This is a genomic window from Kineococcus sp. NBC_00420 (assembly GCF_036021035.1).
In the GTDB taxonomy this organism is placed as follows: domain Bacteria; phylum Actinomycetota; class Actinomycetes; order Actinomycetales; family Kineococcaceae; genus Kineococcus.
This window is the reverse complement of record NZ_CP107930.1, coordinates 338738-363718: the sequence shown is the minus strand read 5'-3', so window position 1 is coordinate 363718 and position 24981 is coordinate 338738. Positions and strand designations below refer to the sequence as shown.

23 protein-coding genes are annotated in these 24981 nt (G+C 67.8%); 11 read left to right on the top strand and 12 right to left on the bottom strand.

All coding sequences use genetic code 11. The annotated features are described in order from the left end of the window. Positions 1–179: 179 nt before the first annotated feature. The 5 genes from OG218_RS26515 to OG218_RS01785 form a co-directional block, all read right to left on the bottom strand. On the bottom strand, positions 180–257 hold the full coding sequence (locus tag OG218_RS26515) for a hypothetical protein (RefSeq protein ID WP_442906448.1): 78 nt from the start codon (positions 255–257) through the stop codon (positions 180–182). 101 nt (positions 258–358) lie between these two features. After that, positions 359–1261 (bottom strand): ERCC4 domain-containing protein, encoded by a 903-nt coding sequence (locus tag OG218_RS01800; RefSeq protein WP_328291493.1) that lies wholly within the window; start codon positions 1259–1261, stop codon positions 359–361. 131 nt (positions 1262–1392) lie between these two features. Continuing rightward, positions 1393–1842: an STAS domain-containing protein gene (locus OG218_RS01795; protein ID WP_328291492.1), complete on the bottom strand. Its 450-nt coding sequence runs from the start codon at positions 1840–1842 to the stop codon at positions 1393–1395. A gap of 210 nt (positions 1843–2052) precedes the next feature. Continuing rightward, positions 2053–2514: an ATP-binding protein gene (locus OG218_RS01790; protein WP_328291491.1), complete on the bottom strand. Its 462-nt coding sequence runs from the start codon at positions 2512–2514 to the stop codon at positions 2053–2055. Between the two features lie 179 nt (positions 2515–2693). Continuing rightward, positions 2694–4970: a putative bifunctional diguanylate cyclase/phosphodiesterase gene (locus OG218_RS01785; RefSeq protein ID WP_328291490.1), complete on the bottom strand. Its 2277-nt coding sequence runs from the start codon at positions 4968–4970 to the stop codon at positions 2694–2696. Between the two features lie 821 nt (positions 4971–5791). On the opposite strand from OG218_RS01785, the gene OG218_RS01780 reads away from it, so the two are divergent. After that, positions 5792–8161 carry a diguanylate cyclase domain-containing protein gene (locus OG218_RS01780; RefSeq protein WP_328291489.1) on the top strand — a complete coding sequence of 790 codons (2370 nt, stop codon included), beginning with the start codon at positions 5792–5794 and terminating at the stop codon, positions 8159–8161. 252 nt (positions 8162–8413) lie between these two features. Here the strand turns inward: OG218_RS01780 and OG218_RS01775 are convergent, their stop codons facing one another. Next, positions 8414–9472, bottom strand: coding sequence for a cell wall-binding repeat-containing protein (locus tag OG218_RS01775; RefSeq protein ID WP_328291488.1), 1059 nt, complete (start codon positions 9470–9472; stop codon positions 8414–8416). 270 nt (positions 9473–9742) lie between these two features. After that, entirely contained in the window at positions 9743–10672 is a 930-nt protein-coding gene (locus tag OG218_RS01770) for a ferritin-like domain-containing protein (RefSeq protein WP_328291487.1), read from the bottom strand. A gap of 551 nt (positions 10673–11223) precedes the next feature. Here OG218_RS01770 and OG218_RS01765 point away from each other — a divergent pair. Together OG218_RS01765 and OG218_RS01760 are read left to right on the top strand one after the other, a co-directional pair. Continuing rightward, positions 11224–11466 (top strand): WhiB family transcriptional regulator, encoded by a 243-nt coding sequence (locus OG218_RS01765; RefSeq protein WP_328291486.1) that lies wholly within the window; start codon positions 11224–11226, stop codon positions 11464–11466. Between the two features lie 416 nt (positions 11467–11882). Next, positions 11883–12209 (top strand): hypothetical protein, encoded by a 327-nt coding sequence (locus tag OG218_RS01760; RefSeq protein ID WP_328291485.1) that lies wholly within the window; start codon positions 11883–11885, stop codon positions 12207–12209. 719 nt (positions 12210–12928) lie between these two features. Here OG218_RS01760 and OG218_RS01755 read toward each other — a convergent pair. Continuing rightward, positions 12929–13765: an alpha/beta fold hydrolase gene (locus OG218_RS01755; protein WP_328291484.1), complete on the bottom strand. Its 837-nt coding sequence runs from the start codon at positions 13763–13765 to the stop codon at positions 12929–12931. Positions 13766–14066: 301 nt separating this feature from the next. Here OG218_RS01755 and OG218_RS01750 point away from each other — a divergent pair, with 301 nt between their 5' ends. Continuing rightward, positions 14067–14558, top strand: a complete 492-nt coding sequence (locus tag OG218_RS01750; protein ID WP_442906447.1) for a DoxX family protein — start codon at positions 14067–14069, stop codon at positions 14556–14558. A gap of 131 nt (positions 14559–14689) precedes the next feature. Here the strand turns inward: OG218_RS01750 and OG218_RS01745 are convergent, their stop codons facing one another. After that, positions 14690–17356: a SpoIIE family protein phosphatase gene (locus tag OG218_RS01745; protein ID WP_328291482.1), complete on the bottom strand. Its 2667-nt coding sequence runs from the start codon at positions 17354–17356 to the stop codon at positions 14690–14692. A gap of 650 nt (positions 17357–18006) precedes the next feature. Here OG218_RS01745 and OG218_RS01740 point away from each other — a divergent pair. After that, entirely contained in the window at positions 18007–18306 is a 300-nt protein-coding gene (locus OG218_RS01740; RefSeq protein ID WP_328291481.1) for an ATP-binding protein, read from the top strand. A 971-nt stretch (positions 18307–19277) separates the two neighbouring features. Here OG218_RS01740 and OG218_RS01735 read toward each other — a convergent pair. The 3 genes from OG218_RS01735 to OG218_RS01725 form a co-directional block, all read right to left on the bottom strand. Beyond that, positions 19278–19829, bottom strand: coding sequence for a hypothetical protein (locus tag OG218_RS01735; protein WP_328291480.1), 552 nt, complete (start codon positions 19827–19829; stop codon positions 19278–19280). Between the two features lie 79 nt (positions 19830–19908). Next, positions 19909–20610 carry a hypothetical protein gene (locus OG218_RS01730; protein WP_328291479.1) on the bottom strand — a complete coding sequence of 234 codons (702 nt, stop codon included), beginning with the start codon at positions 20608–20610 and terminating at the stop codon, positions 19909–19911. Beyond that, a complete protein-coding gene (locus tag OG218_RS01725) occupies positions 20607–21386 on the bottom strand; it encodes an RNA polymerase sigma factor (RefSeq protein ID WP_328291478.1) in 780 nt (259 codons plus the stop codon). Before OG218_RS01725 ends, OG218_RS01730 begins: the two co-directional genes overlap by 4 nt. Before the next feature lie 371 nt (positions 21387–21757). Between OG218_RS01725 and OG218_RS01720 the strand changes: the two genes are divergently transcribed. From OG218_RS01720 to amaP, 6 genes are all read left to right on the top strand, one after another. After that, entirely contained in the window at positions 21758–22219 is a 462-nt protein-coding gene (locus tag OG218_RS01720) for an Asp23/Gls24 family envelope stress response protein (protein ID WP_442906446.1), read from the top strand. A 134-nt stretch (positions 22220–22353) separates the two neighbouring features. Next, positions 22354–22749, top strand: coding sequence for a hypothetical protein (locus tag OG218_RS01715; protein ID WP_328291476.1), 396 nt, complete (start codon positions 22354–22356; stop codon positions 22747–22749). A 216-nt stretch (positions 22750–22965) separates the two neighbouring features. Continuing rightward, positions 22966–23145, top strand: a complete 180-nt coding sequence (locus tag OG218_RS01710; protein WP_328291475.1) for a DUF2273 domain-containing protein — start codon at positions 22966–22968, stop codon at positions 23143–23145. Next, on the top strand, positions 23138–23737 hold the full coding sequence (locus tag OG218_RS01705) for an Asp23/Gls24 family envelope stress response protein (RefSeq protein ID WP_328291474.1): 600 nt from the start codon (positions 23138–23140) through the stop codon (positions 23735–23737). Before OG218_RS01710 ends, OG218_RS01705 begins: the two co-directional genes overlap by 8 nt. Continuing rightward, complete coding sequence (locus OG218_RS01700; protein ID WP_328291473.1) at positions 23734–24384, top strand: DUF6286 domain-containing protein; 651 nt, start codon at positions 23734–23736, stop codon at positions 24382–24384. The genes OG218_RS01705 and OG218_RS01700 overlap by 4 nt, the downstream gene beginning before the upstream one ends. Further along, entirely contained in the window at positions 24384–24965 is a 582-nt protein-coding gene (gene amaP, locus OG218_RS01695) for an alkaline shock response membrane anchor protein AmaP (RefSeq protein ID WP_328291472.1), read from the top strand. Before OG218_RS01700 ends, amaP begins: the two co-directional genes overlap by 1 nt. Positions 24966–24981: the final 16 nt, after the last annotated feature.

The window sequence follows — 24981 nt, the reverse complement described above, 5'->3', positions numbered from 1 at the left end:
CCGTGCTCGTGATCACAGCGGCTAAGAAGCCGCAACGATGGACGATTCGGGCGGGTAACCTAGCTCCGGGAGCCGCCAGCAGGGCCGGCCTGCTCGGTGGGTCTGCCCGGTGGGTCTGCCCGGTGCCGCAGTCATCAAGGTCGTCGAGGTCGTCGAGGCCGTGGTGTGGAGCGGGGTACTCAGGTCGCCGGGGTGTGGGCGTTGTGCCAGGCAACGAAGATATCGGGACGCAGTCGGCCGCGGTTGGGCACGCTCATGCCCTGGTCGCGGGTCCAGGCGCGCACCTCGCGAGTGGAGGGGGCCGTGGTCTGCGTGCTGGAGGAGGCGGCCGTGGTACTGGTCGTAGTGCTGGTCCTGATCAGCTCGTCGGTGGGGGCAGCGTGAGGGGCAGTGTGAGGGGCAGTGTGAGGGGCGGCGGTGTCGTCGTCTGGCATGTCATGGGGGTTCTGGGTGTGGCCCAGGTGTAGGTGGCGGCCAGCCAGCGGTAAGTCCACTCCTGCGCGAGTTTGCGAGTGTCGCAGAAGACGATGGGGATGCTCGGCCAGGCGATCTGAATCTCGGCCAGTCCGTCGGCGACCACTGCCGCGCGTACGTGATCCTGGGCGAAGACCTTGGCGTAGGAGTGCCCCACGATGAGGGCCGCTCGGGGCAGGGTGGCGAGTTCGGCCAAGGCGTAGCGCAGACGTCCGCTGGTGAGGCTGGAGATGAGGTCGGTCATCGTCTTGCGCTCCACCGCCGCCAGGATCGTTTCGCCGAAGGTGATGGCGTAGTCCCCGCAGGCCAGGGCACGGCGGGTGGTGGTGACGGCCTGCTGGGGGAAGGTGTAGGGGTAGCGCTCGTGGGAGTCGACGATGATTTCCAGCTCGGCGAGGCCGGCGGCCCGTGCGGTGGGGGTGCTCACCCCGGGTCGTGACTGCTTACGGGTACGTGGTGATTGCCAGAAGACCATCTCGCGTCCACGGGCGGTGGTGTAGACGATCTGGGAGCGGTTCTCCCGGGCGCGGTCGGCGATGACGTCGATGGCGGCTCCGCGGCGGGTGCAGGCGCGCAGGGGGATGCGTTCGACTTCCTGCACCTCCTGCGGGCTGGGCCAGGCGCCGGTGGGCAGGGGGTGGCAGTAGAGGCCGCTGGTGCGTGGCCAGGTGTCCTTGGTGGCGAAGAGCAGCCCTTCGCCTACGGGTATCTGTAGGAGGTAGGGCAGGCGGCTGTCGGGGTCGGGGTCGGGGTCGGGGTCGGGGTTTCGGGCGATGACCAGCTCCACGGCCCGCAAGCTATCTGTCATCCAGCCCATTGGCTGCTCTCGGCTGCGGCGCGACACCGGAATGACCGTTTCGGGGCGCGCGGACTGCGTCGTCAGTCGCCGGGCGGTAGGGGCGAAGCGCAATGGAGTGGTCAGCTGGTCGCGACACCGTCGTCGATATCGATGTCGAAGAGGTCGTTGAGGCCGCTGATGGTGAGTAGGTAGGCGACCTGCGGGGCGGGGTTGAGCAGCCGCACTGGCTGCGCTGTGCTGCTGCGGATGAGCTGGGCGAGGAAGGCGAGACCGGTGGAGTCCATGAACGAAACAGCACCGACGTCCACCGTGACGTCGTGGCCGGCGGCCCTCGCCTCTTCCCGCAAGGTGTCCAGGCGCCCGCCAATGGCGGCGTCGACTTCTCCGTGCAAGGTGATGGTGGTCCGCTTTACGGTGTGGTCGATGAGGATCTGGCCACCGCCGACGGCGTCACCCCTGTCGTAGATCTGGCTCGTCTCTAGACCCGTGTCCAGGTCGGTGTCCGCGCCCGTGTCCAGGTCGGTGTCCGAGCCGGTTTCCGATGCGAGGGCCCTGTCGGTCTCGTTCACGTCCCACCCCCTCTGCCTATTTCCGCTGTTGCCGAAGCTCCGTCAGCTTCGTCTCGGCTTCTGTCCACGGGGTCGTGTCCAAGTCGGGGTCGAGCGTAGAACACACGTACGAGGAGGTGGGTGGAAGGGAGTGTTGGGGGTCAGGCGGCGGTATGGCGGTACGGCGGTACGGCGGTACGGCGGTGTGGTGGTGGCGGAGGTAGGACGGGGTTAGGAGATCCCGGCCGGGACGAGGCGACACCACACGGTCTTGCCGGTACTGACGCCAGCGGATGCGTCGTTCGCGCCGTTTTGGTGGTGATGCTGGCCACCTGCCAGGTGGTGGGGGTGTTGGACTCCCCACTCGTCGCTGAGGTGGTCGATGAGGTGGATCCCGCGTCCTCCGAGGGCGTGGGGGTCAGCTACTCGAGGTGCGGGAGGGTCTTCGTCGCTGCCGTCGCTGACAGAGAGGAGGACGCCTTCGGGGCCGATGCACTCGACTTCGACGGTGATGGGCGGCCCGCCGTAGCGGACGGCGTTGGAGACCAGCTCGGTGATGAGCAGGCGGGCTTGATCGAGGTCGGCGCTGCAGTGGGGGGTGCACCAGTGCTCGTTGAGGAAGCGTCGCGCGAGTCGCCCGGAGGTCAGCGTGGCGGGCAGGCTCGCTCGCGAGGATCGAGTTGTGGTGCACATGCGCTTAATGGTCGGGGTGTGGTGGGTGTTCTGCTCGCTGATCTTCAGGCCGGGGATTGTCTGACATTGACCGGGACACGACGCGGTCGACGCCCCGTCTCGGTGGGTCTTCACCTCCGGTACCCGCCGCTGGTACCCGCCGCAGCATTCGTCAACGTCGTCAGCTACTGGGGACGTCGTCAGAGGCTGGTCACGGGGAGGTAGGTCCGGGAAGGTGATGGTGTCGTGTCGGGCGCTGTCGGGGGGGTAGCGATCGGTGCGGTGACAGCGGCAGCCTCGAGGGCGAGGTGAGCGGTGAAAGCCTCCCCGTTCATGGGACGGGCATGCAGGAACCCTTGCGTCTCATCGCAACCCAGCTCGTGTAAAGCGACGAGCATGGTGGTGTCCTCGACACCTTCGGCAACTACCCGCAGACCGAGGCGGTGGGCCAGTGCGACGGTGCCGGCGACGATGTCCGCCGTCCGCGCTGTGGTGGTGACCTGCTGGGTGAGGGAGCGGTCGAGTTTCAGTTCGCTGGCGGGCAGGTTGTTGAGGTAGGCGAGGGAGGAGTAGCCGCTGCCGTAGTCGTCGATGCTGATGGCGATCCCACGCCCGGCCAGGTCGTGGAGGCGGGCGATGGACTCTTCCGGATCCACCATGATGGACGTCTCGGTGATTTCCAGGACCAGAGCAGCCGGCGTCAAGGCGGACTCGGCCAGGAGGCGGTCGATCAGGCCCAGCAGGTCGGGGTGAGTCAAGGAGGTGGCCGAGAGGTTCACTGAGATCCGCAGCCCCTGTCCGGCGTCGTGTCCGGCGTCGTGTCCGGCGTCATGCCCGGCGTCATGCCCGGCGTCATGCCCGGCGTCATGCCCGGCGTCATGCCCGGCGTCATGCCCGGCGTCATGCCCGGCGTCATGCCCAAGGTCCTGATCAAGACGTGGACACATCGACTGCCAGTGCGCGGCGTGGTGGATCGCCTGCTGCATGACTTCGGTGGTGAGGGCGTGCATGAGGCCGTAGTCCTCGACGTGGTCGAGGAAAGCGTCCGGTGTGAGCACGCCCAGGCGGGGATGGTCCCACCGCACCAGCGCTTCAGCCCCGACGACGCGGCCGGTGCGGCAGAGCTGCGGTTGGTAGTAGACGAGCAGGCGGCCGGTCTCGACGTCGTCTCGGGCATCGCGTGCGCCGAGGAGGGCTTTCAACTCTTCCACCAGTTGCGCTTGCTGTGCTGCGTGGTGCGCTGCGACTTCGTCGTGGATTTCGTAGCGGTCGCCGCCGGCGGTCTTGGCTCGATACATCGCCGCGTCGGCGTGGCGGAGGACCTGTTCGGGGGTGTCGCCGGGGTCGGTGACGGCGATGCCGACGCTGCCGTGAATGAGCAGGCGGCGCCCGTCGATCTGGACGGGTTCTCGGGTCGCGTGGGCCAGGGCAACGAAGACATCCTGCGCGGCCAGCAGGGAGTGATCGGGGAAGACGACGGCGAATTCGTCCCCGCCCAGGCGGGCGGCGAGGGCGGGTGCGTGGACCACGGTGTTCAGCAGGCGGCCCGTTCGTCGCAGGACTTCGTCACCGACGGCGTGGCCGAACCGGTCGTTGATCTGCTTGAACCCGTCCAGGTCGATGATCACCAAGGTGAAAGGACGAGCAGCGGTGGTGTCTTCGATGAGTCGACGGTCCAGGGCTCGACGGTTGGCCAGTCCGGTGAGGTCGTCGGTGAGGGCTTCGTGGCGGCTGATGAGCAGGTGGGCGAGGAGGTGGATGGAGTGCAGGCCGCGGAGAGAGACTGCGGCGGCTGCTGTCCCGGCCCACAGTGTCGCCCACCAGACGGTGGAGCCGGGGGTGTGGGTGTAGATGAGCAGGCCGGTGCCGACCAGGACGCTGATGCTGACCAGCAGGATGATGAAGGATCCGGCGGTGGGGGCCTCGGAGGTGCTGGGGCGCGGTAGCGGCGCGGGCGCGGGCAGGAGCGCGCAGATGACCAGGACCACGATCACAGTTGCGTAACCCAGGTCGGAGTAGGAGGCGGTCCCGGATGCTGCCGCCGGGTCGCCGATGTGGGCGGCGTCGAAGCCGGCGGCCACGGTCACGGCGAGGGTGAAGGCCCAGGCGCGGACGTCGCGCAGCAGCCCGCCGATGATGAGGATGGTGGCAGCAGTGCCGACGACCAAGATTTCTGCCGCGACCCGGATCAGCCATAGTTGCAGTTGCCAAGCCGGCCAAGACAAGAGTGGGGAATGCAGCCAGAGCATGGTGAGGTTGCCCAGGGCGGCCAAGGCGAACACCGCGCCGAGGCCGTTGAGCCAGTCGCCGGGTTCGGCGGTGAGGGTGCCGTAGCGGTTCCAGTGGATCAGGGCTTGGTAGAGCAGTGGGCACGCGGCGAGGACTCCGAGGTTGAAGATCGCTGAGCCCACCGCCGCCGACGTCAGCGTGGATGTCGAGATGCCGTGCGCTGCGCCGATGTCCAGGCCTGCGGCCACGCTGGAGGCACCCGCGGCGAGGACCGCGGCACGGGCCAGCCAACGCCACACCGCAGCCTCCGGGCCTGCCGACCTCGTACGCCAACGCATCACCACCGCGGCCGCGGCGAACATGACCACGCGAGCGGCCGCGGCGATGGTGACCCACGAGGTGGTCTTTGGAGAGTGGTCCGGCAGGGCGGAGCTGCTACCGATCACCTGACTCGAGGTGGTGAGGACTCCGACGCCGACGAGAACGACCGCAGCGGCGACGCTGATCAGGACGCTGATCACGACGCTGCCGACGACAAGCATCGACGCTCTGCCCGCCGTGGGACGGGGTTGGGGGAGGGTCCTCACCCGCTGAGTATCGGCACCTCGAACGGGAGTCCGGATCGCCTAGATGGTCGACTGTGCCGCCGCCATCCTCGGGTTGCGCCGGCCCCAGGCGGACGCGTCGCCTTCGGTACCGGCTTCGGGATGAGCGCTGCTGCGCCGTTGAGCGGGGTTGTCGTCACAGCACGGACTTCTCAGTGTTGAGCACCTCACGGTCTGGGTGCCTACTTGAGCGGGCGAGTATCGAATGCTCGGTGCAAGGTCGGTTATTGAGCTCGACAGGCAGGTCGCTTCCTCCGAGCTGGGTGGCGACGACCTGCGGGGACCCGACACCGCACATGCCGCCCGGACAGGGGTCTTGGACCGTGTATCGACCTCCCCGCAGAGGGCAGGGTGGGTGGGCTGGACGGGTGATTTCACTGGGCGAGGTCGGTCGATGTGTCGAAGCCAGAGAGGTGACGGGTGCCGTGATGGGTGCTGTGGCGGGTGCTGTGGGGGGTGCTGGGATGCCAGCAGGGAGGGATGCTGCAGGTAGCGGCCGTGCTCCGGTGGATCGAGTAATCACCGAGGGCAGGTTGTACAGCGTCTTCCAGCCCATCGTGGATCTGGACTCCAGTGCGGTCGTTGCCTACGAGGCGCTGGTACGGGGGCCGGTGGGCCCTCTGCATCGACCTGATGACCTCTTCGCAGCCGCGCGGGCCGTCGGCAGCCTGACAGAGCTGGACCAGGCGTGTCGGGCCGCGGCGTTTCGCGGGGCGGTGGAGCACGCCGTGGTGGCTCCGCTGACGTTGTTCGTCAACGTCGAGCCCGAGGTGCTCGACGCTGCGCCGTTGAGCCAGCTGCTGGCCCTGGCCGAGGGCGCGCCCGGGCAGTTGCGGGTGGTGGTGGAGATCACCGAGCGTGCGTTAGCGGCCCGCCCCGCGGAACTGCTGCGTACGGTGGCGCGGATTCGGGAGATCGGCTGGGGCATCGCCTTGGACGACGTCGGGGCGGAGGCCATGTCGCTGGCCTTCATGCCGCTACTGCGCCCCGATGTGATCAAGCTCGATCTGCGGCTGGTGCAGGGCCGTCCCGGTGCCGCGGTCGCGCAGATCATGAACGCGGTCAACGCCTACTCCCAGGGCAGCGGCGCGGTGGTCCTGGCCGAGGGTGTTGAAGACGAAGCCCATCTGGCCACAGCTCGGGCATTGGGTGCTCAACTGGGGCAGGGATGGATGTTCGGCCGCCCGGCGAGTCCGCCAGTGCAGGCGGAACGGACGGGCCAGCTGACCTTGCCCACCCCGGCGCCGGTCATCGACTACGAGGCGACGTCGCCGTTCGCCGCGCTTCCGGCGGGAACGCTGCTGCGGCGCTCACCCAAAGCGCTGTTGATCGAAGTCAGCAAACAGCTGGAACGGGAGGCACGGCGACTCGGTGGCACCTGCGTCATCGTCTCGACCTTTCAGGAGGCCCGACACTTCACCCCAGCCACCAGGTCCCGGTATCGGGACCTGGCTGAGCGGGTCGGGTTCGTCGCTGCCCTGGGAGAGGGGCTCTCGACCTCGCCACTACCAGGGGTGCGGGGCGCAACACTGCAGCCAGGCGACCCGGTCAGGGGGGAGTGGGACGTGGTGGTCCTGGCTCCGCACTTTGCTGCGGCGTTGTTGGCTGCTGACCTGGGAGACCAGGGCGCGGAGCGGGAGCGGATGTTCGAATACGCGTTGACCTATGACCGGGATGTGGTGGTGGCAGCGATGCACTCCCTGCTCTCGCGGGTCGCACCGCGCATCACCGCCCGCCGTGAGCTCGGGACCGAGCTTGACGCTGAGTCGGGGACCGCGTCAGGGACCGAGACCATATCCGGGTCCATATCCGGGTCCGGGTCCGGGTCCGGGTCCGCAGCTCAGCTTGAGGCCCTCGCTCTGTCCCATGACCAGTTCATCTCTGCATCGGGTCAGCCCGGTGCCCAGTCCATGACGAATGTTGATCCGCTGTTGCAGCGGGCGTTGGCGGCCACGAGTAGTGGGGTGGTGATCGCGGACCTGACGCGTCCTGACGCCCCACTCATCTACGTCAACGCCGCGTTCGAGCAGCTGTCAGGCTTCAGTAGTGCTGAGCTGCTGGGACGTAACTGCCGACTGCTGCAAGGCCCGGACTCCGACCCGGGGGTGGTGAACGCCATCCGTTCAGCGATCGCGACCGGGCAGGAATGGCGCGGACTTCTTCTGAATTACCGCGGTCGCGAGCAGATCCCGTGGTGGAACGAGATCCACCTGTCACCGGTAGTCGATGGGGCAGGCCGGCTTGTGCAGTACGTCGGCGTCCAGCTCGACGTCAGCGATCGGGTGCGAGCCCAGCGTGAGGCGGAGCGGGAACGAGAGCGGTCTCGCAGCTACCTGCGTCAGATTGAAGAGATGGCTTACACCGACGCGTTGACGGGCCTGGCGAATCGTCGACGCGTCGAGCAGTTCGTGGAGGAAGCGCTCTGGGAGGCCCGCGCCGGGGACACAACGGTGGGATTGCTGTTCTGCGACCTGGACGGCTTCAAAACGATCAACGACGAGTTCGGTCACGCCGCGGGCGATGAGCTGTTGAGTGTGGTGTCGCAACGGTTGCGTCGGGCGGTGCGTCACGGTGATCTGGTGGCCCGGCTGGGTGGCGATGAGTTCGTCGTCGCGCTTACTGACTTGAAGCCGACGACTGCTGCGGAGGTGACGTGGCAGGTGGCGCAGAAGCTGACTGCCCAGATTGTGGAGCCGGTGCCGCTGGGGGCCGGCACTGGATCGGTCGGAGCCAGTATCGGGGTTGGACTGTATCCCGGTAACGGGCTGACCTTCGCGCAGTTGTTGCGTCACGCCGATCAGGAGATGTACCGGGTGAAGCATCGTCTGGCGTGACCATGCGATGGCCCTGGGCCGCTGCGGTCTACGCCGACCCGGCGCTGATGACCAATGAGGTCCACATCACGATGACGTCACCGCGGTCGGCAACGACGTGGGCTGGGACCTGTTGCGAAGCCCAAGGGGGCGCTGACCCGGGTTGATCTTGAAGAAGGCTGTGACGCGGTGCGGTGCGGTGATCTCCCGCTCACCGCACCGCACCGCGGTGGTCCTACTGCACCGAGGCGTTCCTACTGCCCTGCGGTGGTCCTACTGGACGGCGGTGGTGGCGGCATCAGCCGCGGCCTGGGGGACGGAGGGGGTTCCGCCGAAGATCCAGCCGGTGCCGCGGCCGGTGTAGCTGGTCTTGTGCGCGGAGAGGTAGCTGGTTGTCGTGGCGCCGAGGGAGCCGTCGAAGTCGATGAAGACCAGCGGCACCCCCTGCGATCCAGCGACCGGCGCGGCGGAGAGGGCGTCGGCTGCGGTGGTGTCGGAGCCGCCGACCAGGGCCACGGACTGGGTGTCGAAGTTCTGGCTGGCGGTGGCGTAGTCGGCGATCTTGGTGGCGGTGTCCTGTCGGCTGGTGCCGCCCAGGCGCTGAGTTCCACCGGCCTGGGAGTAGACGGCGTCGGAGACCGAGGCGGAGCTGCCGAGGACGACGCGGTTGCTGCTGCCCAGCTCCTCCAGCGCGGTCTTGGTCACCGCCGGGAGGGTGCCGGCTTCGGTGAGCAGGATCGGGTAGTTGCGCGCCCACGCGATCGGCCCGGCGGCCAGGGCGTCGGCGGTGGAGGTGCCGGAGGCGAGGAAGACCTGCTCGGGGGCGTTGCCGTTGGGGTTGTCACCGTCTTCGGCGGTGCCGCCGGCTTCGGCGACCAGGGCGGCGGTCTCGTAACGGTCGGCGCCGGCGATGCGGGTCACGTCCTTGCCTGCGGCCTTCCAGGCGTCTTCCTGGGTGGTGGAGACGCGGTCGGTGCCGCCGATGATCCAGACGTTCTTCGCGCCCAGGCGTGCGATCTCGCCGGCGGTGACGGCAGGGACCGCAGCGGTGTCGGTGTAGAGGATCGGTGCGGACTTGAGTCCCGCGAGGTAGGAGGCGGTGAGGCCGTCGACGGTGGCGTAGCCGTTGACGATGACGACGTCGGTGGCTGCACCGTCGGTGGGTTCGAGCAGCTTGGAGGACTCCACGGCGGTGGCGAAGCGGTCGGCTCCGGCGATGCGGTGGTCGAATGTGAAGCCGGTGGCGGCCTGGGCGGGTGCGGCGAGGGCGGCGGCGCCGCCGAGGCCGACGAGTAGGGCCAGCCCGGCGCTGAGGACGGTGTGCTTCTTCACGATTGTGTACTCCAAAGTGGCGAAAGTAGGTGGGTGGAGCGGGGGAGTGCCCCGTGACGCGAGCCCATCCGAGAGTCCATCTCCAGGCCCATCTCCGGGCCCATCTCCGGGCCCATCTCCGGGCCCATCTCCGGGCCCATCTCCGGGCCCATCTCCGGGCCCATCTCCAGGCCCATCTCCAGGCCAGCCCGCAGACGGGACGAGGGATCAGTAGGACGGGTCCCGTCGTGGTTGATCACCGGCGACGGGGCAGGCACTGAGGGGTGTGGCTCAGCTGGTCTTGATCTCGCCGTTGAGCCCGGCGGGGTAGAACCCGCCCTTGCTGACGCCGGTGCCCGGGGTCAGGTACACGATGTTGAGGACTTCCTGGGGCGAGCGGCTGAACGCGATCGAGTTCGCGTCGGTCGGGACGAGGTTCGCCCGCCCGGAATCACCGGTGGTGATGCCCTGGTCCTTGTCCGCGCCGGTCCCGTCGAGGGAGTCACGGGCGTCGGAGATGAGGTTGGTGGGGGTGGAGAGGCCGTTTTCGTAGAGCAGGGTGCGCACGATGCCGGAGTGGTAGGCCTCCACAGCGAGGATGCCGGCCGCGGCTTCGAGGTAGTCCTTGTTCTGGATGAGCGGCGCTGCGCCCTTGTAGGCGGTGACCCCGACGTCTTCGAAGAGGAAGGCCCCGAGCAGGAAGAACGCCTCGGAGGAGAAGGGGTCGAAGGTCTCGCCCGCCTTGATGACCCCGGCGGCCTGCGCGGCACCGGTGAAGGAGCTCTGCAGGTCGATGGCCGGGCGGGAGACGGCGGCGCTGCCGAGGGCCGTACGCAGGAACTTCACGTGGGCGATCTCGTCGTTGGCGATCTCTTCGGCGTAGTAGCGCATCGCCTTGGACTTGAAGGGAACGCGGTGTCCGCCGGTGACGCCACCCATGGTGCCGGTACCGGTGGCCATGGCTTCGGAGAGGCCGTGGCCGTAGGCGGCGTAGCAGTAGAACTCCGCTTCGAGGTATTCCAAGTTGAGGGCGAAGTTGAGGACGCTGGCATCGCTGGGGGCGTCGGCCGCTTCCGCGGGGGCGGCGATGGAAGCACTGAGGAGGCCGGCGCCGACGGTGCCGGCGGAGAGCAGGCCCATGCCGCGCAGGAAGTTCCTGCGGTCGGCGGGGGTCTCGGAACTGCGGTTGATCATGTCGACGAGGAGAGACTTCTTGAACATGGCCAGCTTCCTGTCCGGGCACTTCCCTTCGTGAGGGTGCCGTCATCACGCCACGGGGTGCATCCAGTGGCAGCTTCTCCGTGCCTTCGACCCCTCGTGATGGGAACCATCGGGAACCGGTGAGAAGTCGCAGGCGGTGATCATTCGGATCGTGGGGCGCGGTGGATGGTGTCCGCACGCTGCCCGGATCACTGGTGATCACTACAGACCAGAGTGCCGCACCTTCGGCCCCATCACCACCCCTAGTCACACTCCGATCACTTGCAGTAGGCAAAAGTTGGCTTGATGTGGCCTCCGGAATGGGGCGAACGGACGGGCGGGCGGGCCCAGCGGAGGTCGACGTGGAGGTCGACGCGGAGGTCGAGGGGAGCTGAGTCATGGCGGGATGCGTCCGAGCTGGCTGGACCCCTTGGGCCGCGCCCGTGTGTCGAGCCCGTGTGTCGAGGTGTGTCGAGCGTCATGGTGACCGTGTCGGAAGCTCAAGTCCGGGCCGGGAGCTGTCGATAGAGCGCCAGGGAGCACGCTGCTTCGACCTTGTAGGAGGGCACTGGATGAGCGAGTGGCGTCACCGTGCTGTCTGCCGGGACCAGATCGAGTTGTTCGATCAGACGTTTGACGTCAATCGCCGCCACCACGACGCCGCGGTCGCGATCTGCTGGCAGTGCCCGGTCCGCCAAGCCTGCCTCGAGGATGCGATGGCCTACGAGATGCGGGGCCCTGGTCGCTTCGGTGTCCGTGGTGGCCTCACCGCGCGTGATCGTGAGCGGATGATTCGCCTCGAGCGCAGCGCGTAACGCTTGGCGTGCCCGGGCATCCAGGGAGATTCAAGCCGGTGAGCGGCTTGCTCCGGCTCCGGCTCCGGCTCCGGCTCCGGCTCCGGCTCCGGGTCTAGGAACACCAGCCACGCAGTCAACGAACCACTGTCCGAACTGCTCCCGCGTCACGACGGGGCCACGTGTTGAGAACCCTCGGTAGGCAGGACGCGCGAGATCCAGGCGGCTGCCCCGCACTACAGCGCCGACACGGGCGGCTGGAGAAGAGCAGCCTGCGCTGCGGCGTAGGCCAACTCATGCCGCGACCTGACCGCCCCTAGCGGCGAGGGGCAACTGAAGCAGGGACAGACCCGACTGCGATGAACATGCGGGCCAAGAGGTCTGCAGGTAGATGAAAGGTCATGCGCAAGCCGTTTACCCCAGAGAAGCACGCGATCGTGGACTACGTCTTCCTCGCCGCCAACCTGAGCGGCCCCGCCCTGGTAGGGGCCTCACCCCGGGCCAAGGCCCTGTTCGCCGCCTTCGGCGCGGTGCAGGGCTCATTGAACACCTTCACCGACCAGCCGCTGGCGATCAAACGCCTCATCCCGTTCAAGGTGCATGGGCTGATCGAGAAGTACAGCGGCCCCGCCTACGTGGCGCTGCCTCTGCTGCTGGGTCTGCATCGCAACCCCCGCGACCGTGCTCTGTGGCTGGGTATGGGCGCCGCCTTGGTCAGCGCGTACAACCTCACCGACTGGAACGCCACCAACACCAACCGCTGACTACCGTCGGGCTCGTCGTGGACCCGGAAGAGGTGGTGGCGTCACAGCGTCACCACGTCTTCCGGGTGGGTCCGTCTGGCCACCGACCTGGCCGTGGCCCCCCGTGGAGGACGCGTCGGTGCAGTGGTCCGAGGAGGTCACGTCGTATTGCGCCGTGGCCGACTGCGCCGTGGCCAACCGCACCGTTGAGCCGCAGGACTCCTACTCCCCGCAGCGTCGGGTCTACGCCGATGAGGACCTGTCGTTCAACCCGTGCACTGCCTCCTGGAGCACCAGTCGTTGGGGTCCATCCAGTGGGTGCGCAAACTCGTGTATGACGACTCCGCCCGGGACCGCTACCGCCGCAACGCCCGCTGGTGCGTGGACCGGAAAGTGTCGGAGAGCTACCCGCCTGACCGCCGATCACGACGACGTGCAGCGGTTCACCCCTGCTGGGGGTGGACCGCTGCACGTATGGGTACCTCCCGGTAGGGGCGCTGATCAGAGTCTCAGCGGGGTGCGGGAGCAGGTCCCGGCCGCACCGTGTCGTGCTGCACCGTGGCGTGGCGTGGCGTGGCGTGGCGTGGCGTGGCGTGGCGTGGCGTGGCGTGGCGTGGCGTGGCGTGGCGTGGCGTGGCGTGGCGTGGCGTGGCGTGGCGTGGCGTGGCGTGGCGTGGCGTGGCGTGGCGTGGCGTGGCGTGGCGTGGCGTGGCGTGCCGTGCTGCGCCGTGGCGTGGTGGTCAGCGAGCGAGGAAGTCCAGCAGGACGCGGTTGAACTCCTCGGCGTGGCTGACGTTGAAGCCGTGCGGGGCACCGGTCACGACGTGCAGCGTGCTACCGGCAATCGCGGCGTGGGTGCGAGCACCGGACCCCTCGAAGGGGACAACGGCGTCACCGTCACCGTGGATGACCAGGGTCGGGACGCTCACCTTGGTCAGGTCCTCGCGGAAGTCGGTCGTACCGAAGGAGTTCATGGCCGCCAGGGCGGCCTTCTTGTCGGCCTGCTTGGTCAGGGCGATGGCCTCCCGACGCTGGGCCTCGGTGACCTTCAAGACCCCATCGACGGAGAAGAAGTTGGTGACGAACCCGTCGTAGAAGGTGGCCTCGTCGTCCTTGAGGCCGGACTCCATCCCCTCGGCCATCTCCTGGGTCAGTGGGCCGTCAGGGTTGTCATCGCCCTGGGCCAGGTACGGCGGGACGGCGGCGGCGAAGACCACGCTGTGCAGGCGCTCGGTGCCGTACTTGGTGAAGTAGCGCGCGACTTCCCCGCCGCCCATGGAGAAGCCGACGAGGGTGACGTCGTTGAGGTCGAGGGCTTCGAGGAGGGTGTGCAGGTCCTCGGTGAGGGTGTCGTAGTCGTAGCCGGAGCGTGTCTTGTCGCTGTGCCCGAAACCGCGGCGGTCGTAGGTCACGACGCGGTAGCCGGCGGCGGTCAGGGCGGGGACCTGCTCCGACCACGAGGCGCCCGAGAGGGGCCAGCCGTGGATGAGGACGACGGTGCGGCCGGTGCCGCCGGTGTCGTCGACGTGCAGGTTGGTGTCCTTGAACAGGCCGTGGTGGGCGGTGATCTCAGTCATGACTCTCCTTCGGAGCGGACGCTGCGGTGGTCTGCTTCAACTTGGGCAGGTGGGGCTGGGCAAGCTTGAGCTGGGCCCTTGAGTGCTCAACCACTTCAACGACCCTGCCCGCCCACGGCAGAATCCGCCTCCTGAGCGCCCCAGAACAGGCGAGCTTCCTCGCCGGAGGGCCACAGTCACTCCCATCGGACGCCGCCACTGACCGTGCGTGGCTGCATCGCTGCCTTCCGTGGACGCGCAAACTGGAGTGGAGACTTGTCACCCTGCAAGCCCGGCGTCCTCAGACCATGCTGGAACGATGATGACCTTCCCCACTTCCATCAGCCCCCCTGACACTGCTGATCCCGCCGGTTCCGCCGATCCCACCCGCTTCGCCGTGGCTGGGCCCCCAACCTCACGGGTCCGGACCGCCGCGCGTTGGCTTCTGGGTGCCACGCTGATTTTCGCCGGCACCTCCCACCTGACCTTCGCCCGCGGCCCGTTCGCCGCGCAGGTTCCTCCGTGGGCGGTGCAAGGGTCACCGTTCAGCGCTGACGACATCGTCTTGATGTCCGGGGTCGCGGAGATCGCGCTCGGTAGCGGGTTGGTGTTGTTCGCGAAGGATCAGCGACGGATGGGGGCTGTGGCGGCAGCGTTCTTCACCGCGATCTTTCCTGGCAACTTCTCTCAATACATCCATCACCGCGATGCGTTCGGCCTGGATACTGATACCAAGCGGGCTGTTCGTCTCCTGGGGCAGCCGGTGCTGGTGGCGTGGGCATGGTGGTCTACCCGCCAGAACCCAGCCAGGTGAACAGGTCAAGCTCCCGGCCCCCTCCTCGTGAACTTAGCCCGAGGCTCCCCCAAGCCAGGACCCGCCTGAATCGCGGAGACGGACGTGTACTCACCTCACAAAGACGTCGGATTCTCGCGTGTCATCACCGCTCAGCTCAGTGGCGTCTCTTCAGGGAAGACGGGGGTGGTGCGGGTGAGGTCGGTGGGCAGCTTGTTGGGGCCGGCCTCAGTTGGTCGGGGTCGGTTTTCGGGGTGGGCGCGGACGGCGAGCAGGGCGACGTCGTCCTCACTGTCCTCAGCAAGGCGGTGCAGCAGTTCGTCGCACAACCGTTGTAACGGTAGGTGCGCGAGTTCCTCCGCAGCGGCGACCAGACGGGCCAGGCCGATATCGAGGTCCTCTCCGCGTCGCTCCACCAGGCCGTCGGTGAACATCAGCACCGTGGAACCGGGGCGCAGCTGCTGGGTGTGATCGTGACGCTCGACGTCCACTCCCAGACCCAGCAGCAGGTCGCTGGGACGGGTCAGCAGTTCGGCGTGCCCGTCGGGGTGGATCAGCAGGGGAGAGATGTGCCCGGCGTTCGACCAGCGCAAGGTCCGCAAGCCGTGGGCGGCGTCTTCGGGTCCCTGTTCGATCTTGGCCAGGACCGCGGTGGCTAGGGCGCCGACGGCGAGGTCACGCAGAGCCCAGTCCAGGGCGTGCAGGATGGTGGCGGGAGGGTCGACGACGGCGTGGGCGATCCCGCGCAGGACGTTGCGGACCTGGGCCATCTGCACCGCTGCGACCTGGTCGTGGCCGGTGACGTCACCGATGGTCAGGCAGGTGGAGCCGTCGCGGACCATGAACGCGTCGTACCAGTCGCCCCCGACCTGGGCTTCGTCGGCTGCGGCGACGTAGCGGGCGACGAGTTCCAGGTGGTCCGGTTCGGGCAGCTCGGTGAGCAGGGAGCGTTGCAGCGCCTCGGCCATGCCCGCCACCTTCGCCGCCGACGCACGCTCGGCTTCCAGCGCGTTCAAGCGTTGCAGGGCCTGGGCGAGCTGGGCGGCGAAGGTGTCCAGCAGACTCAGCTGGTCGGCGTCAAAGGATTGAGGTTCGCCCCAGCCGGCGGTGACCACGCCGAGGACGTGCCCGCCGATCTCCAGGGGAAGGCTGGCGAAGGCGACGGAGCCGGTGTCCGCCACCACCTGCGCCATCTGCGGGGAGTAGGCCCGGCACGCCTCTTCATCGGGGACCAGGACCGCGCGGGCGGTGCGGGCAGCCTCGGCGACGGGCAGCGCCGCTGACAGGGGCAGGCGGGCGTAGCTGGCCTGAGCGTCTTGGCCGTAGCTGGCCGCGAGGTGGGAGAGCAGCATCCGCTCTGCACCTGAACCAGGCTGTGATCCGTGCTTGGGTTCGACGTTTGGTTCAACGTTTGGTTCGACGTTGGGTTCGAAGGTGGCGATGGCGCCGCCATTGCAGCCCAGTTCCGGCAGCCCGTCCTCGGTGACGGTGCGCACCAGGTCGGTGATGCTCTGGGCCCGGCCCAAGGCGAGGGTGAAACGCGCGATGCCCTGCAGCCGCCGTGCGGCGAGGTCACGGGCTTGCAGGGCGTGCTGACGGGCGGTGATGTCGATGAAGTACAGCGCCAGCCCTTCGCCTTCGGGGACGGCGCGGACTTCCACCCACACGTTCAGGGGAGCGGGGTAGTAGGCGTCGAAGACGACAGCGGCCTGTTCGGCGACGGCGCGGCGGTAACTGTCCTCGAAGACCGTGTCGACGGTGGCGGGGAAGGCCGCCCAGAAGGAACGGCCCAGCAGCTCCCGGCTCGGGGAGCCAACGACGCGTTCGGCTTCGGTGTTGAGGTAGGTGATGACCCAGTCCGCGTCCATGAGCAGGTAACCCACGGCCATGTGCTCGAGGATCGCTTCGGTGCGGGTGGCGGCGGCGCGCACGCTGGTGATGTCGTAGACCGCGCCGAGTAGGCGAGCGGGTCGGCCGTCGAGGCCGGGTCGGGTGGCGCCTTGAGCAGCCAGCCAACGGACTGTGGTGGGTGCGTCTGTGGTGGGTGCGTCTGTGGCGGCGGCATCAGCGGTGGGGGCTTCAGTACCCGGGGCGAGGATCCGGTACTGCGCGCTGTAGGCACCTATGGAGTCAAGGGCGGCCTGGACCGCGGCAATGGTGGCGTCGCGATCGTCGGGATGGATGTGGGCGTAGACATCATCGGAGGCCCCGCTAAAGCTGTTCCGGGTGAGCCCGGACAGCTCCAGGAGGCGGTCGTTCACGCTCAGCTCACCACTGGCCAGGTCCAGGTCGAAGGTCCCCAACTCTGCCGCGGTGATGGTCAGGTCCAGCAGCGCGCGGTCGTCGGCGCGTTCGTCCTCCAGCGCACTCAGTTCCAACTCCGCGGCCGCGGCTGCGGCTACCTGCACCAGGACTGCGGCGTCGTGTTCACCCCACTCGTGCGCGACCGGTTCCAGGACGCAGACCGCGCCGACGACGTTGCCCGCGAGGTCGCGCATCGGGACCCCGAGGTAGGAGCCGACGGCGCCGACGGTGACCGGCCACAGACCGGACACGCGCTCGTCGGCGCGGGCATCAGCGATGGCCAGGGCCTCCCCGGAGGCGGCGGTCTGGGTGCACAACCATTCCACCAGCTCCTCCGGTGCCGCCTCGTTCGCGGTACCGGGACCGCCGGGCCCGCCGGGACCGCCTGGCGCGTGGGTGGTGTCCTCGGGTTGCGGGCCGGCGGCGCCGACGCGGGTGTGGATGTCGCTGAGCAGGGCGATGCGCGCGGAGGTGGTGCCCAGCAGCTGAGCGGCCCAGCCGGCCAAGGCGTCCAACCGCTGCCGCTGCCGCTGCTGTTGGGTGGGGTTTCGGACCTCGTCAGAGCGTAGGAGCCGTCGGGTCGCGGCTACGCGCACGCTGTGGCTGCTCAAGGCCCGTGCGGCGGCCTCAACTGCTGAGGGGAGGGCCAGCTCGGTGCTGGTGGCGCTGACAGCGTCAGCAGTGGACGAATCATCAGGAGTGGACGAATCATCGGGGGTGGTCGAGTCATCGGGGGTGGTCGAGTCGTCGGGGATGGTCGAGTCGGCGGCGGTGTCCGGGGATGGACCACTCACGGCGTGCGGACTCCTCAGCCCCTGACGTCAGCGAGCCTGTCGTAAGTGCTGGAGCACAGCGACACGCTCGGCGTCACGGTGCGACGCGTGACCATAATGACCGATCCCGACCGCTTCTCGACACCGTGTCGAAGACAAGCCGGCACAGCTGGGCCGAGGCGGTTGAAGGACTCGGCGTCGAGACCCTCCCGCTGCAGCGGTGGCGTAGAGGGAGCTGACTCCAGGCGGGTGCCCGAGAACGGTGGCGCGGTCGCTGAGTGCGGAAAGGTGCGATCACCACACCAGTCGGTGATCCTGGAGGTCGGCGGATCATTACGAAGCAGGACCTGCGTCCTCTTGATGGCTGATCGTGAGGACGGACGATGGACTGCGTGCAGCGTGAGCTGGCTCCGAAGCTTTCTGCGGTGGGTGAGGCCCGGCACTGGGCTGTCGCGCGCTGTGCCGATGCGTTGGATGAGGGCGGACGTCAGGTCCTGGAGCTGCTGATCAGCGAGGTAGTGGCTAACGCCGTCCTGCATGGTCGCGGCCGCGTGATGGTGGCGGTGGGCTGCGTCCCGGGGGAGGTCGTCGTGGCCGTCGATGATGACAGTCCTGATCCCCCGCAGGTCAAGACGGTGGGAGTGGAGGCGACTGGGGGGCGTGGGGTCGCGCTCGTCGAGGCGTTGGCGTAGGCCTGGGGGTGGCAGTCGCACCCACCGGGTAAGAGGGTGTGGTTCCGCCTCACCGACGGCCGCTGAGACCACCCAAGCACGCTGATGGCCGAGATCTGGGGCCGATGGACTCGATAGCGTTCATCGGGGCTCTGCAGCCCCGGGTCCAGATTCACGGGTACGACCTCGCCCGCACCCACGGGGCGGCCGGTGATCGAGTGCGGGGTACTGGCAGGAGGTGGTGGGTACCATCGTGAAGACGGTGACGGAGTTCGAGGGGTTTGGGGAGTTCGGGCTGTGCTCGACCCGGTAGCACGAGGTGTTGGAGCATCGGGTGCGCGTTGAATGGCCGTGGTCGGCGCCGCTGTCAAGGCGTCGACTCACCTCTGGTCAATGGTCGTCAACCCTGGTCGGGCCTGGAAGGTGCGCGCCCCGTCCAGCAGGGGCGGGGGCTAGCTGGTGGCCGCGGCGACGAGGTTGAGCAGCGCACGGGGGGGTAGCGCCCGACGCACCACCCGACCCCGCTCATTAAGCAGGACCAGCGGGCAGCTCACCCCGTAACGCCACAGATCGGCCGCGACGGCTTGCGGTAGTGGTTGCCCTTCCGGCAGCTGCTGCAGCTGACGGCGTCGGGTGGGGTGCTGCTCACCCCACCACCTCACCAGCAGTTCACCTTCTCCAAGTTCAGGCGGTATGGGTCCAGGAGCCGGGTCCGGCACCGGTGAGGTAAGTGTCATGTACGCATGATGAGGCCTGGCTGACCTCGACGACGCCGCCTTGGACAGACAGCTCCGCTTCTGGCGCAGCCACCCGTTGAATCCGGTAAGGATTCCTCACACAGGGTTTCATCTGTTCGATGGTCCCAGTCGATGGTCCCAGTCGATGGTCCCAGTCTTGCTTGCTTCCCCTGCCTGACTGCACTCCTGACCGCCGCTGCTGGCGCGTCGATCACTCAGCAATCAACGGTCTCGTCCAACAGTCGTTGCCGGGAGTCACTTCCGGGCGGTACGCAGCAGGCCCTTGGCCACCTGGGAAGCTTTCTGCTGCTCGCCCTGCTGAGCAGACAAGACCAACAGCACCCCGGTGAGGGCGGGGATCGTCCACTGCAGAATCTTCAGCTGCTTCTGCGCGGCGGCAACCTGCTGGGGGGTGCGGGAATCAGGATCCACGGCCCCGGCTGCGGGAGCGGGGGTCTGTGCTGCGAGGCGACCACCTTGGATGCTGGAGTAGGCGGTGACCCCGATGGCGGTCAAGGTCAGTCCGGCTTTGACGATGGTGTTGAAACGCGTGTCTGCCTGGGCCAGGACACGCTTCTTGTTGCCGGCGATGAGGCCGATACCGCCGATGGTGTGCGCGGTGAGGGCTGCAGCATTGACCGGTGCCCAGCGGGCCCAGCCGGCGGCAGCGACGGTGGTGCGATCCGCAGGCTCGCGCACCGCGGTGGAGGCATCGTTGAGCCCGACTGCTCCGAAAAGCGAACCACCGAACCATGCGGCCAGGCCCAGGTCGTGCAGGGAACGGATAACGGTCTGACGGTTGGACATCGAATCTTCTGAAGTGAAGTGAAGTGAGGTCAGTGAGGTGCGGTGCGATCGGGTGGGCAGCGATGGGAGGTGCGGAAGCTCAGCTGACGATTCGAGGATCGTTGGAGACGTCGCCGATGTGGACGTGGGTCAGCACCTGCGCCGGCAACGGAGCCAACCCGCCGAGCAGTTCCCGCAATTGACGCAGCGCCACTGTGTGGACGCGGGAGGCGAGATCGAGCAGGGGCGCGCCGTAGGCGGCGATGAGTTGGATGGTCACCAGGTCCAGTTCGTCACGCTCCCCGGTGGTGCAGACGATCCGTTGGGCCGCGGCCTGGGGAACGTCGTCGATGACCTGGCGCAACCGCGCGACGACGATGTCGGAGGCAAGGAAGAAGTCGCCGGACTCATGACGGGCGCGGACCGGGGCCGAGGGGCGGAACAGGGTGAAGGCACGGGCGATGACGGTGTCCTCGATAGCTTTCCAACCGGCGTCGGTGTGCTGACGCAGCAAGGTGGTGGCCTGGGCGAGAAGATCGCCGATCCCCTGCTCGCCAGTCCCGTTCCCGCCAGTCCCGTCCTCGCCCTGGGCCGGGGGCGCTGCTGCCTGCCGCTTCACAGGCATCCCCGATGTTTGTGCGTCGGCTGCGTCGGCTGCGTCGGCTGCGTCGGCTGCGTCGGCTGCGTCGGCTGCGTCGGCTGTGACGCCGATGTCGCCGGTGTCTTCCGGGTCGTTCAGGGGGGGCGTGCTGCTCACACCGTTCAGGTTGTTCGGCTCGGGTGGGTTGTTCATGGTGTTCACCGCCACTCCTCCAACGTCGTCGTGATCGCCGTGCGAGCCCGGTTCAGAAGACCCCGCACCGCGACGGGAGTGACCCCGACGACGGTGGCGATCTCAGCGTAGGAGAGGTCTTCGATCTCTCGAAGGATCCAGACACTGCGCTGGCGTTCGGGAAGCAGCAGCAGTGCGGCGTCCAGCGCGGCCAGCAACCCCGCGTCGATGGTGTCACCCTCGGGGTCGTTGTGCAGATCGCGCAATTGCGCGACGGCATCGTCGAAGTCGATGACCGGGCGGGAACCAGACTGGGGGAAGTGGCGCCGACGACGTTGCAGGATTTTCTGCGCTTCGTGACGACCCATGACCAGCAGCCAGGTGCGAAGGGTGGAGTCGCCGCGGAAGGTGGCGATGTTCTTCCAGGCGCTCAGCATCGTCTCCTGGACGCAGTCCTGGGCGTCGGTGGTCTCGTGCAGGATGCGGGAGACGTAGCGGTAGAGCGCGGGGCCGTGGCGGGTGACGATCTGGGCGAAGGCGTTCTTGTCGCCGAGGCCGGCTTGACGGATCAGGACGTCGTCAGGGACCGGGGAGATCCCGCTGCTGTCTGGGGTTCCGGGTTGGCCGCGGGGCTGGTCTTGCTGCAGGTGTAGGTCGCTGGTGCCGCGGGGGCGTGCTCGTCGCTCAAGGCCACCGCCTGCTTCCGGCGGCTCACTTGACGCACCGGCCGCAGCACTTGGTGCGGCGTCGGCGTTTGGGGATTGCTCGGCTCCGCTGGGAGGTGCGGGGTCGGGCACTGCGGTCACGACATCGCCTTCCTCATCCCAGGTCAGCCTCGCGCAGGGTGGGAGACCGGGCTGAGTGCACCAGCACCCGGCGTTATGGGCAACCGCAGCCCGACCCTGAAGCCACCCGAATAAATGTGATTCAGATCACACATAAGTGGGCGGGACGTTCCCCCTGTTCGGCGCTCTATCACTGTGACACCAACCGGAGCTGCTCAGACAGGGTCGCCCGACCAGCGTGCCGTCTCTACCAGCACTGCGGTCCGCAGAACGCGACAGGAAACTTCCTGGGACGTCCTCCTCCGGACCTGTCGTTTGATCAATCTCCGTGTTCTCACCGATGTGAAGGAGTTCCTCTCGTGAGCGAGCAGACCAAGACCACCCCCAAGGTCATGTCCACCTCCGGTTCCACCGGCCTGGCTGTTAGCCGTGACGGTGCCTCGCGTGAGGGTGCGCTGGTCTCCAACCAGGGCACCACCTCCATCGCCGACACCGTCGTCTCCAAGATCGCCGGTCTCGCGGCCAAGGACGTCTCCGGCGTCAACGCTCTGGGCGGCGGCGCGTCCCGCGCGGTTGGTGCGCTGCGTGAGCGCATCCCCGGTGGTCGGGTGAACCACTCCCAGGGTGTCTCGGTGGAGGTTGGGGAAACCCAGGCCGCCATCGACATCGACCTCATCGCTGAGTACGGCGTGGCGATTGCTGATCTCGCTGCTGGGGTTCGCCGCAACGTCATCGCCTCGGTGGAGCGGATGACCGGCCTGCAGGTCACTGAGGTCAACATTGCTGTGGCTGATGTGCACCTGCCCACCGACGACGCTGATGAGGACACCGACTCCGCTCCGCGCGTCCAGTGAGCGACTCGACTCCCGGCACGGACCCCATGGGCACTGATCCCACGGGCACTGATCTGGCAGGAGCTGGTTCCGCGCACGCTGATGCAGCGGGTGAGGCTTGGACCGGTACGTCTCCGGCCGCTAGGCCGGCGACAGTGCAGGAACTGAGCGGCAGCCGGGTCACCGACGCTGCTGCCGCCTCCTCTGCTACACCGGTTGCCGTCCCGCCTGTTTCTGTCCCGGTCGCTGCGTCTGTTGCGGTGTCGGTGCCGGTGGTCGAGACCGCTGATGAGGTCGCGGCGCTGGTGCTAGCCGTACCTGGCGTCACCGAGCTGCACTCCGGCCGATTCGGTGAGGCCGCGACCTACCTGCCCGGTCGTCGGGTCGCTGGGGTGCAACTTCGCACGGACCGGGTCGAGGTGCACGTCGTCGTGGCGTTTGACGCTGCGATCCGTTCAGTGGCTCAGCAGATCCACGCGGTCGTCGCGGCTGTGGTGGATGTTCCGGTACAGGTGTTCATCGAGGACCTCGCTGCCCCACACGCGGCCTGAGGTCTCCCCGGCGCCACGGGTCGGTGCAGAAGTGTTGGTGAAAACCGATTACTTCAGCACCGACGCTCTACCGCCCACGCTGCGCTGACGCTGATCCACCCGACATCTCGAGAGACCCCTGGTCACCTGAGGTGCGGACGCCGTCGACGCCGCCTCGGCAGCCGTTCTCGTTCTTCGCGACCCGCTTGGTGGGTCGCCCCCTTCTTGGAGGAACTCGTGCCCACCTCGATCGTCGGAATCTTCGCCGGTCTGCTCCTGGCCCTGATCGCCCAACAGGGCGGTTTTGGCTGGTTCGTCCTGGCTCTGCTCTTCGCCGGTGTCGGCTACGTCATCGGTGCGCATCTGGAAGGCAAGCTTGATCTTGCTGCCCTGGTGCCGGGCCGTAGCCGTGGCTGAAACCCGCACCGGCGCCCACTCCACCTCAGCAGATGGTGCAGCCGACGGGCAGACGGTTGTCGGTGACGACGCCGGTAACGACGCCGGTGACGACCTTGGTAACAAGGTCGGTAACGACGTCAGTGACAGTGGTGGTCGTCGGGAGGCGGTGACGTCGCGGGGCAGTGCAGTCGCGATCCGCCCGCGCGATGAGGTCACTCACTTCTCGCCCCAGCAGCGCAACGAAATGGGCGCCCGGGGGTCGTTGGAGGTCAAGGACAAGGCCGTCGAGCGCATCGCGGAGGCTGCGGTCCTCGAGGTTTCCGGTGTCGCCCCTGCCGGGGACACCGCCGGGGTGTTAGGCGCCACCCTTGGTGCAGCGCTGGGCCGTTCCTACCCGCGGGTTGATGTTCACGTCGCTGGTCACCGTGTCCACGCCCAGGTCGAGATCGTCACCCACTGGCCCCGACCGGCCGCTCAGGTGGCAGCTGCGGTCCGTGATCACGTCGCTGATCGTCTGCAGACACTCGCTGCCTTGGACGTCGATGCGGTCGAGGTCCAGGTCGCGAAGGTCATCCGCCGTACCACCCCGGAGAAAAGGCGAGTCCAGTGAGTCACGACCTCAACAGCACATCCGTGGACGGGACAACAACGTCGGCAATGCCCGCAACGCCGGCAATGCCCGCAATGCCCGCAACGCCGGCAACGCAGCCGGCTGCGATGCGAGCGGCGACGCAGAAGAGCGGCAGCGGTGCCATCGGGGTCGTCGGCCCTCTCCTCGCGATCCTGCTGCTGGCGCTGGGGGTGTTGCTGCTCCGTGATGCTCTCGTGGCTGCCGGTATCTTCTCCGGCAAGCAGTGGGCCTCCTCAGCCGTGAGCGGGTTGCAGGGTTTCGCACCCGTGTGGTGGTTGATCCCGGTCGGCGTCGTCGTCGTGCTCATCGGCGTCTGGCTGGTGGTGACCGCGCTGCGACCGCGATCGCGCAAGACCTTGCCGTTGACGTCGCAGACCGGGGTGTTCCTACATACCCGCGACGTGGCGCGATTGGCTTCGGGTGCAGCCGCGGACGTTGATGGGGTGCTCGGGGTTTCCTCCACCGCCACTCGTCGCAAGGTGACCGTCAGTGTGCAGGCCACGGGGCACGGAAGCGGCGGGTCCGGTCTGCGGGAGTCCGTGGAGGCAGCCGTCACCGAGCGGCTCTCCGCACTGCAGTCGCCCCCGCGGGTCGCCGTGGCCGTTCGCACCCCGAAGGAGAACTGATGGGCCGCGCTGTTCTGGGACTCAACCGCTTCCTAGCTCTCGTTCTCGGCCTGGTGCTCATCGTCATGGGTGTGGCGATGGTGGCGTGGGCTGCGGGCTGGCTGGTGAAGGTGTGGAGCGCCGCGCCGAAGACCTTGACGCTTAAGACCGCGACCGATGCGTTCACGATGGCGTGGTGGCCGTGGGCCGCCGGCATCGCCGGTGCGATCTTCATCCTGCTCGCGGTGTGGTGGTTGCTGGCGCACCTGCCGCGGCGGGGGGTGGGGGTGCTGTCCCTGCCCGGTTCGAGCAAGAGTGGGCGACTGCTCATCGACCCTGCTGGTGCGGCGTCCACGGCTGCGGACGTGCTCGCCGAGACTTCGGGTGTTCGTTCGGCCTCGAGTCGGGTGTTGCGTGATCGTGGGCAGTTGGTGGTGGCGTTGAAGGCCGTCGTCGAGCCCACTGCGGATCTGCGGTCGGTGGTCACTGCCACTGATGAGGTCGCCGCGGATCTGGCGCAGGTGCTGGGCCGTGAGGATGCTCGGGCTCGTGTGCAGTTGGGTGTGGCTCGTCGGGCTCGTCATCAGTCCCGCGTCAGTTGAACTTCTACGTGATCTG

Coding starts and splice junctions, on each gene's coding strand:
- OG218_RS01790 (WP_328291491.1), bottom strand. CDS start 2,514: ATGTGCACCACAACTCGATCCTCGCGAGCGAGCCTGCCCGCCACGCTG.
- OG218_RS01735 (WP_328291480.1), bottom strand. CDS start 19,829: ATGTCCAACCGTCAGACCGTTATCCGTTCCCTGCACGACCTGGGCCTG.
- OG218_RS01780 (WP_328291489.1), top strand. CDS start 5,792: ATGCCAGCAGGGAGGGATGCTGCAGGTAGCGGCCGTGCTCCGGTGGAT.
- OG218_RS01720 (WP_442906446.1), top strand. CDS start 21,758: ATGTCCACCTCCGGTTCCACCGGCCTGGCTGTTAGCCGTGACGGTGCC.
- OG218_RS01755 (WP_328291484.1), bottom strand. CDS start 13,765: ATGACTGAGATCACCGCCCACCACGGCCTGTTCAAGGACACCAACCTG.
- OG218_RS01750 (WP_442906447.1), top strand. CDS start 14,067: ATGACCTTCCCCACTTCCATCAGCCCCCCTGACACTGCTGATCCCGCC.
- OG218_RS01770 (WP_328291487.1), bottom strand. CDS start 10,672: ATGTTCAAGAAGTCTCTCCTCGTCGACATGATCAACCGCAGTTCCGAG.
- amaP (WP_328291472.1), top strand. CDS start 24,384: ATGGGCCGCGCTGTTCTGGGACTCAACCGCTTCCTAGCTCTCGTTCTC.
- OG218_RS26515 (WP_442906448.1), bottom strand. CDS start 257: ATGAGCGTGCCCAACCGCGGCCGACTGCGTCCCGATATCTTCGTTGCC.
- OG218_RS01765 (WP_328291486.1), top strand. CDS start 11,224: ATGAGCGAGTGGCGTCACCGTGCTGTCTGCCGGGACCAGATCGAGTTG.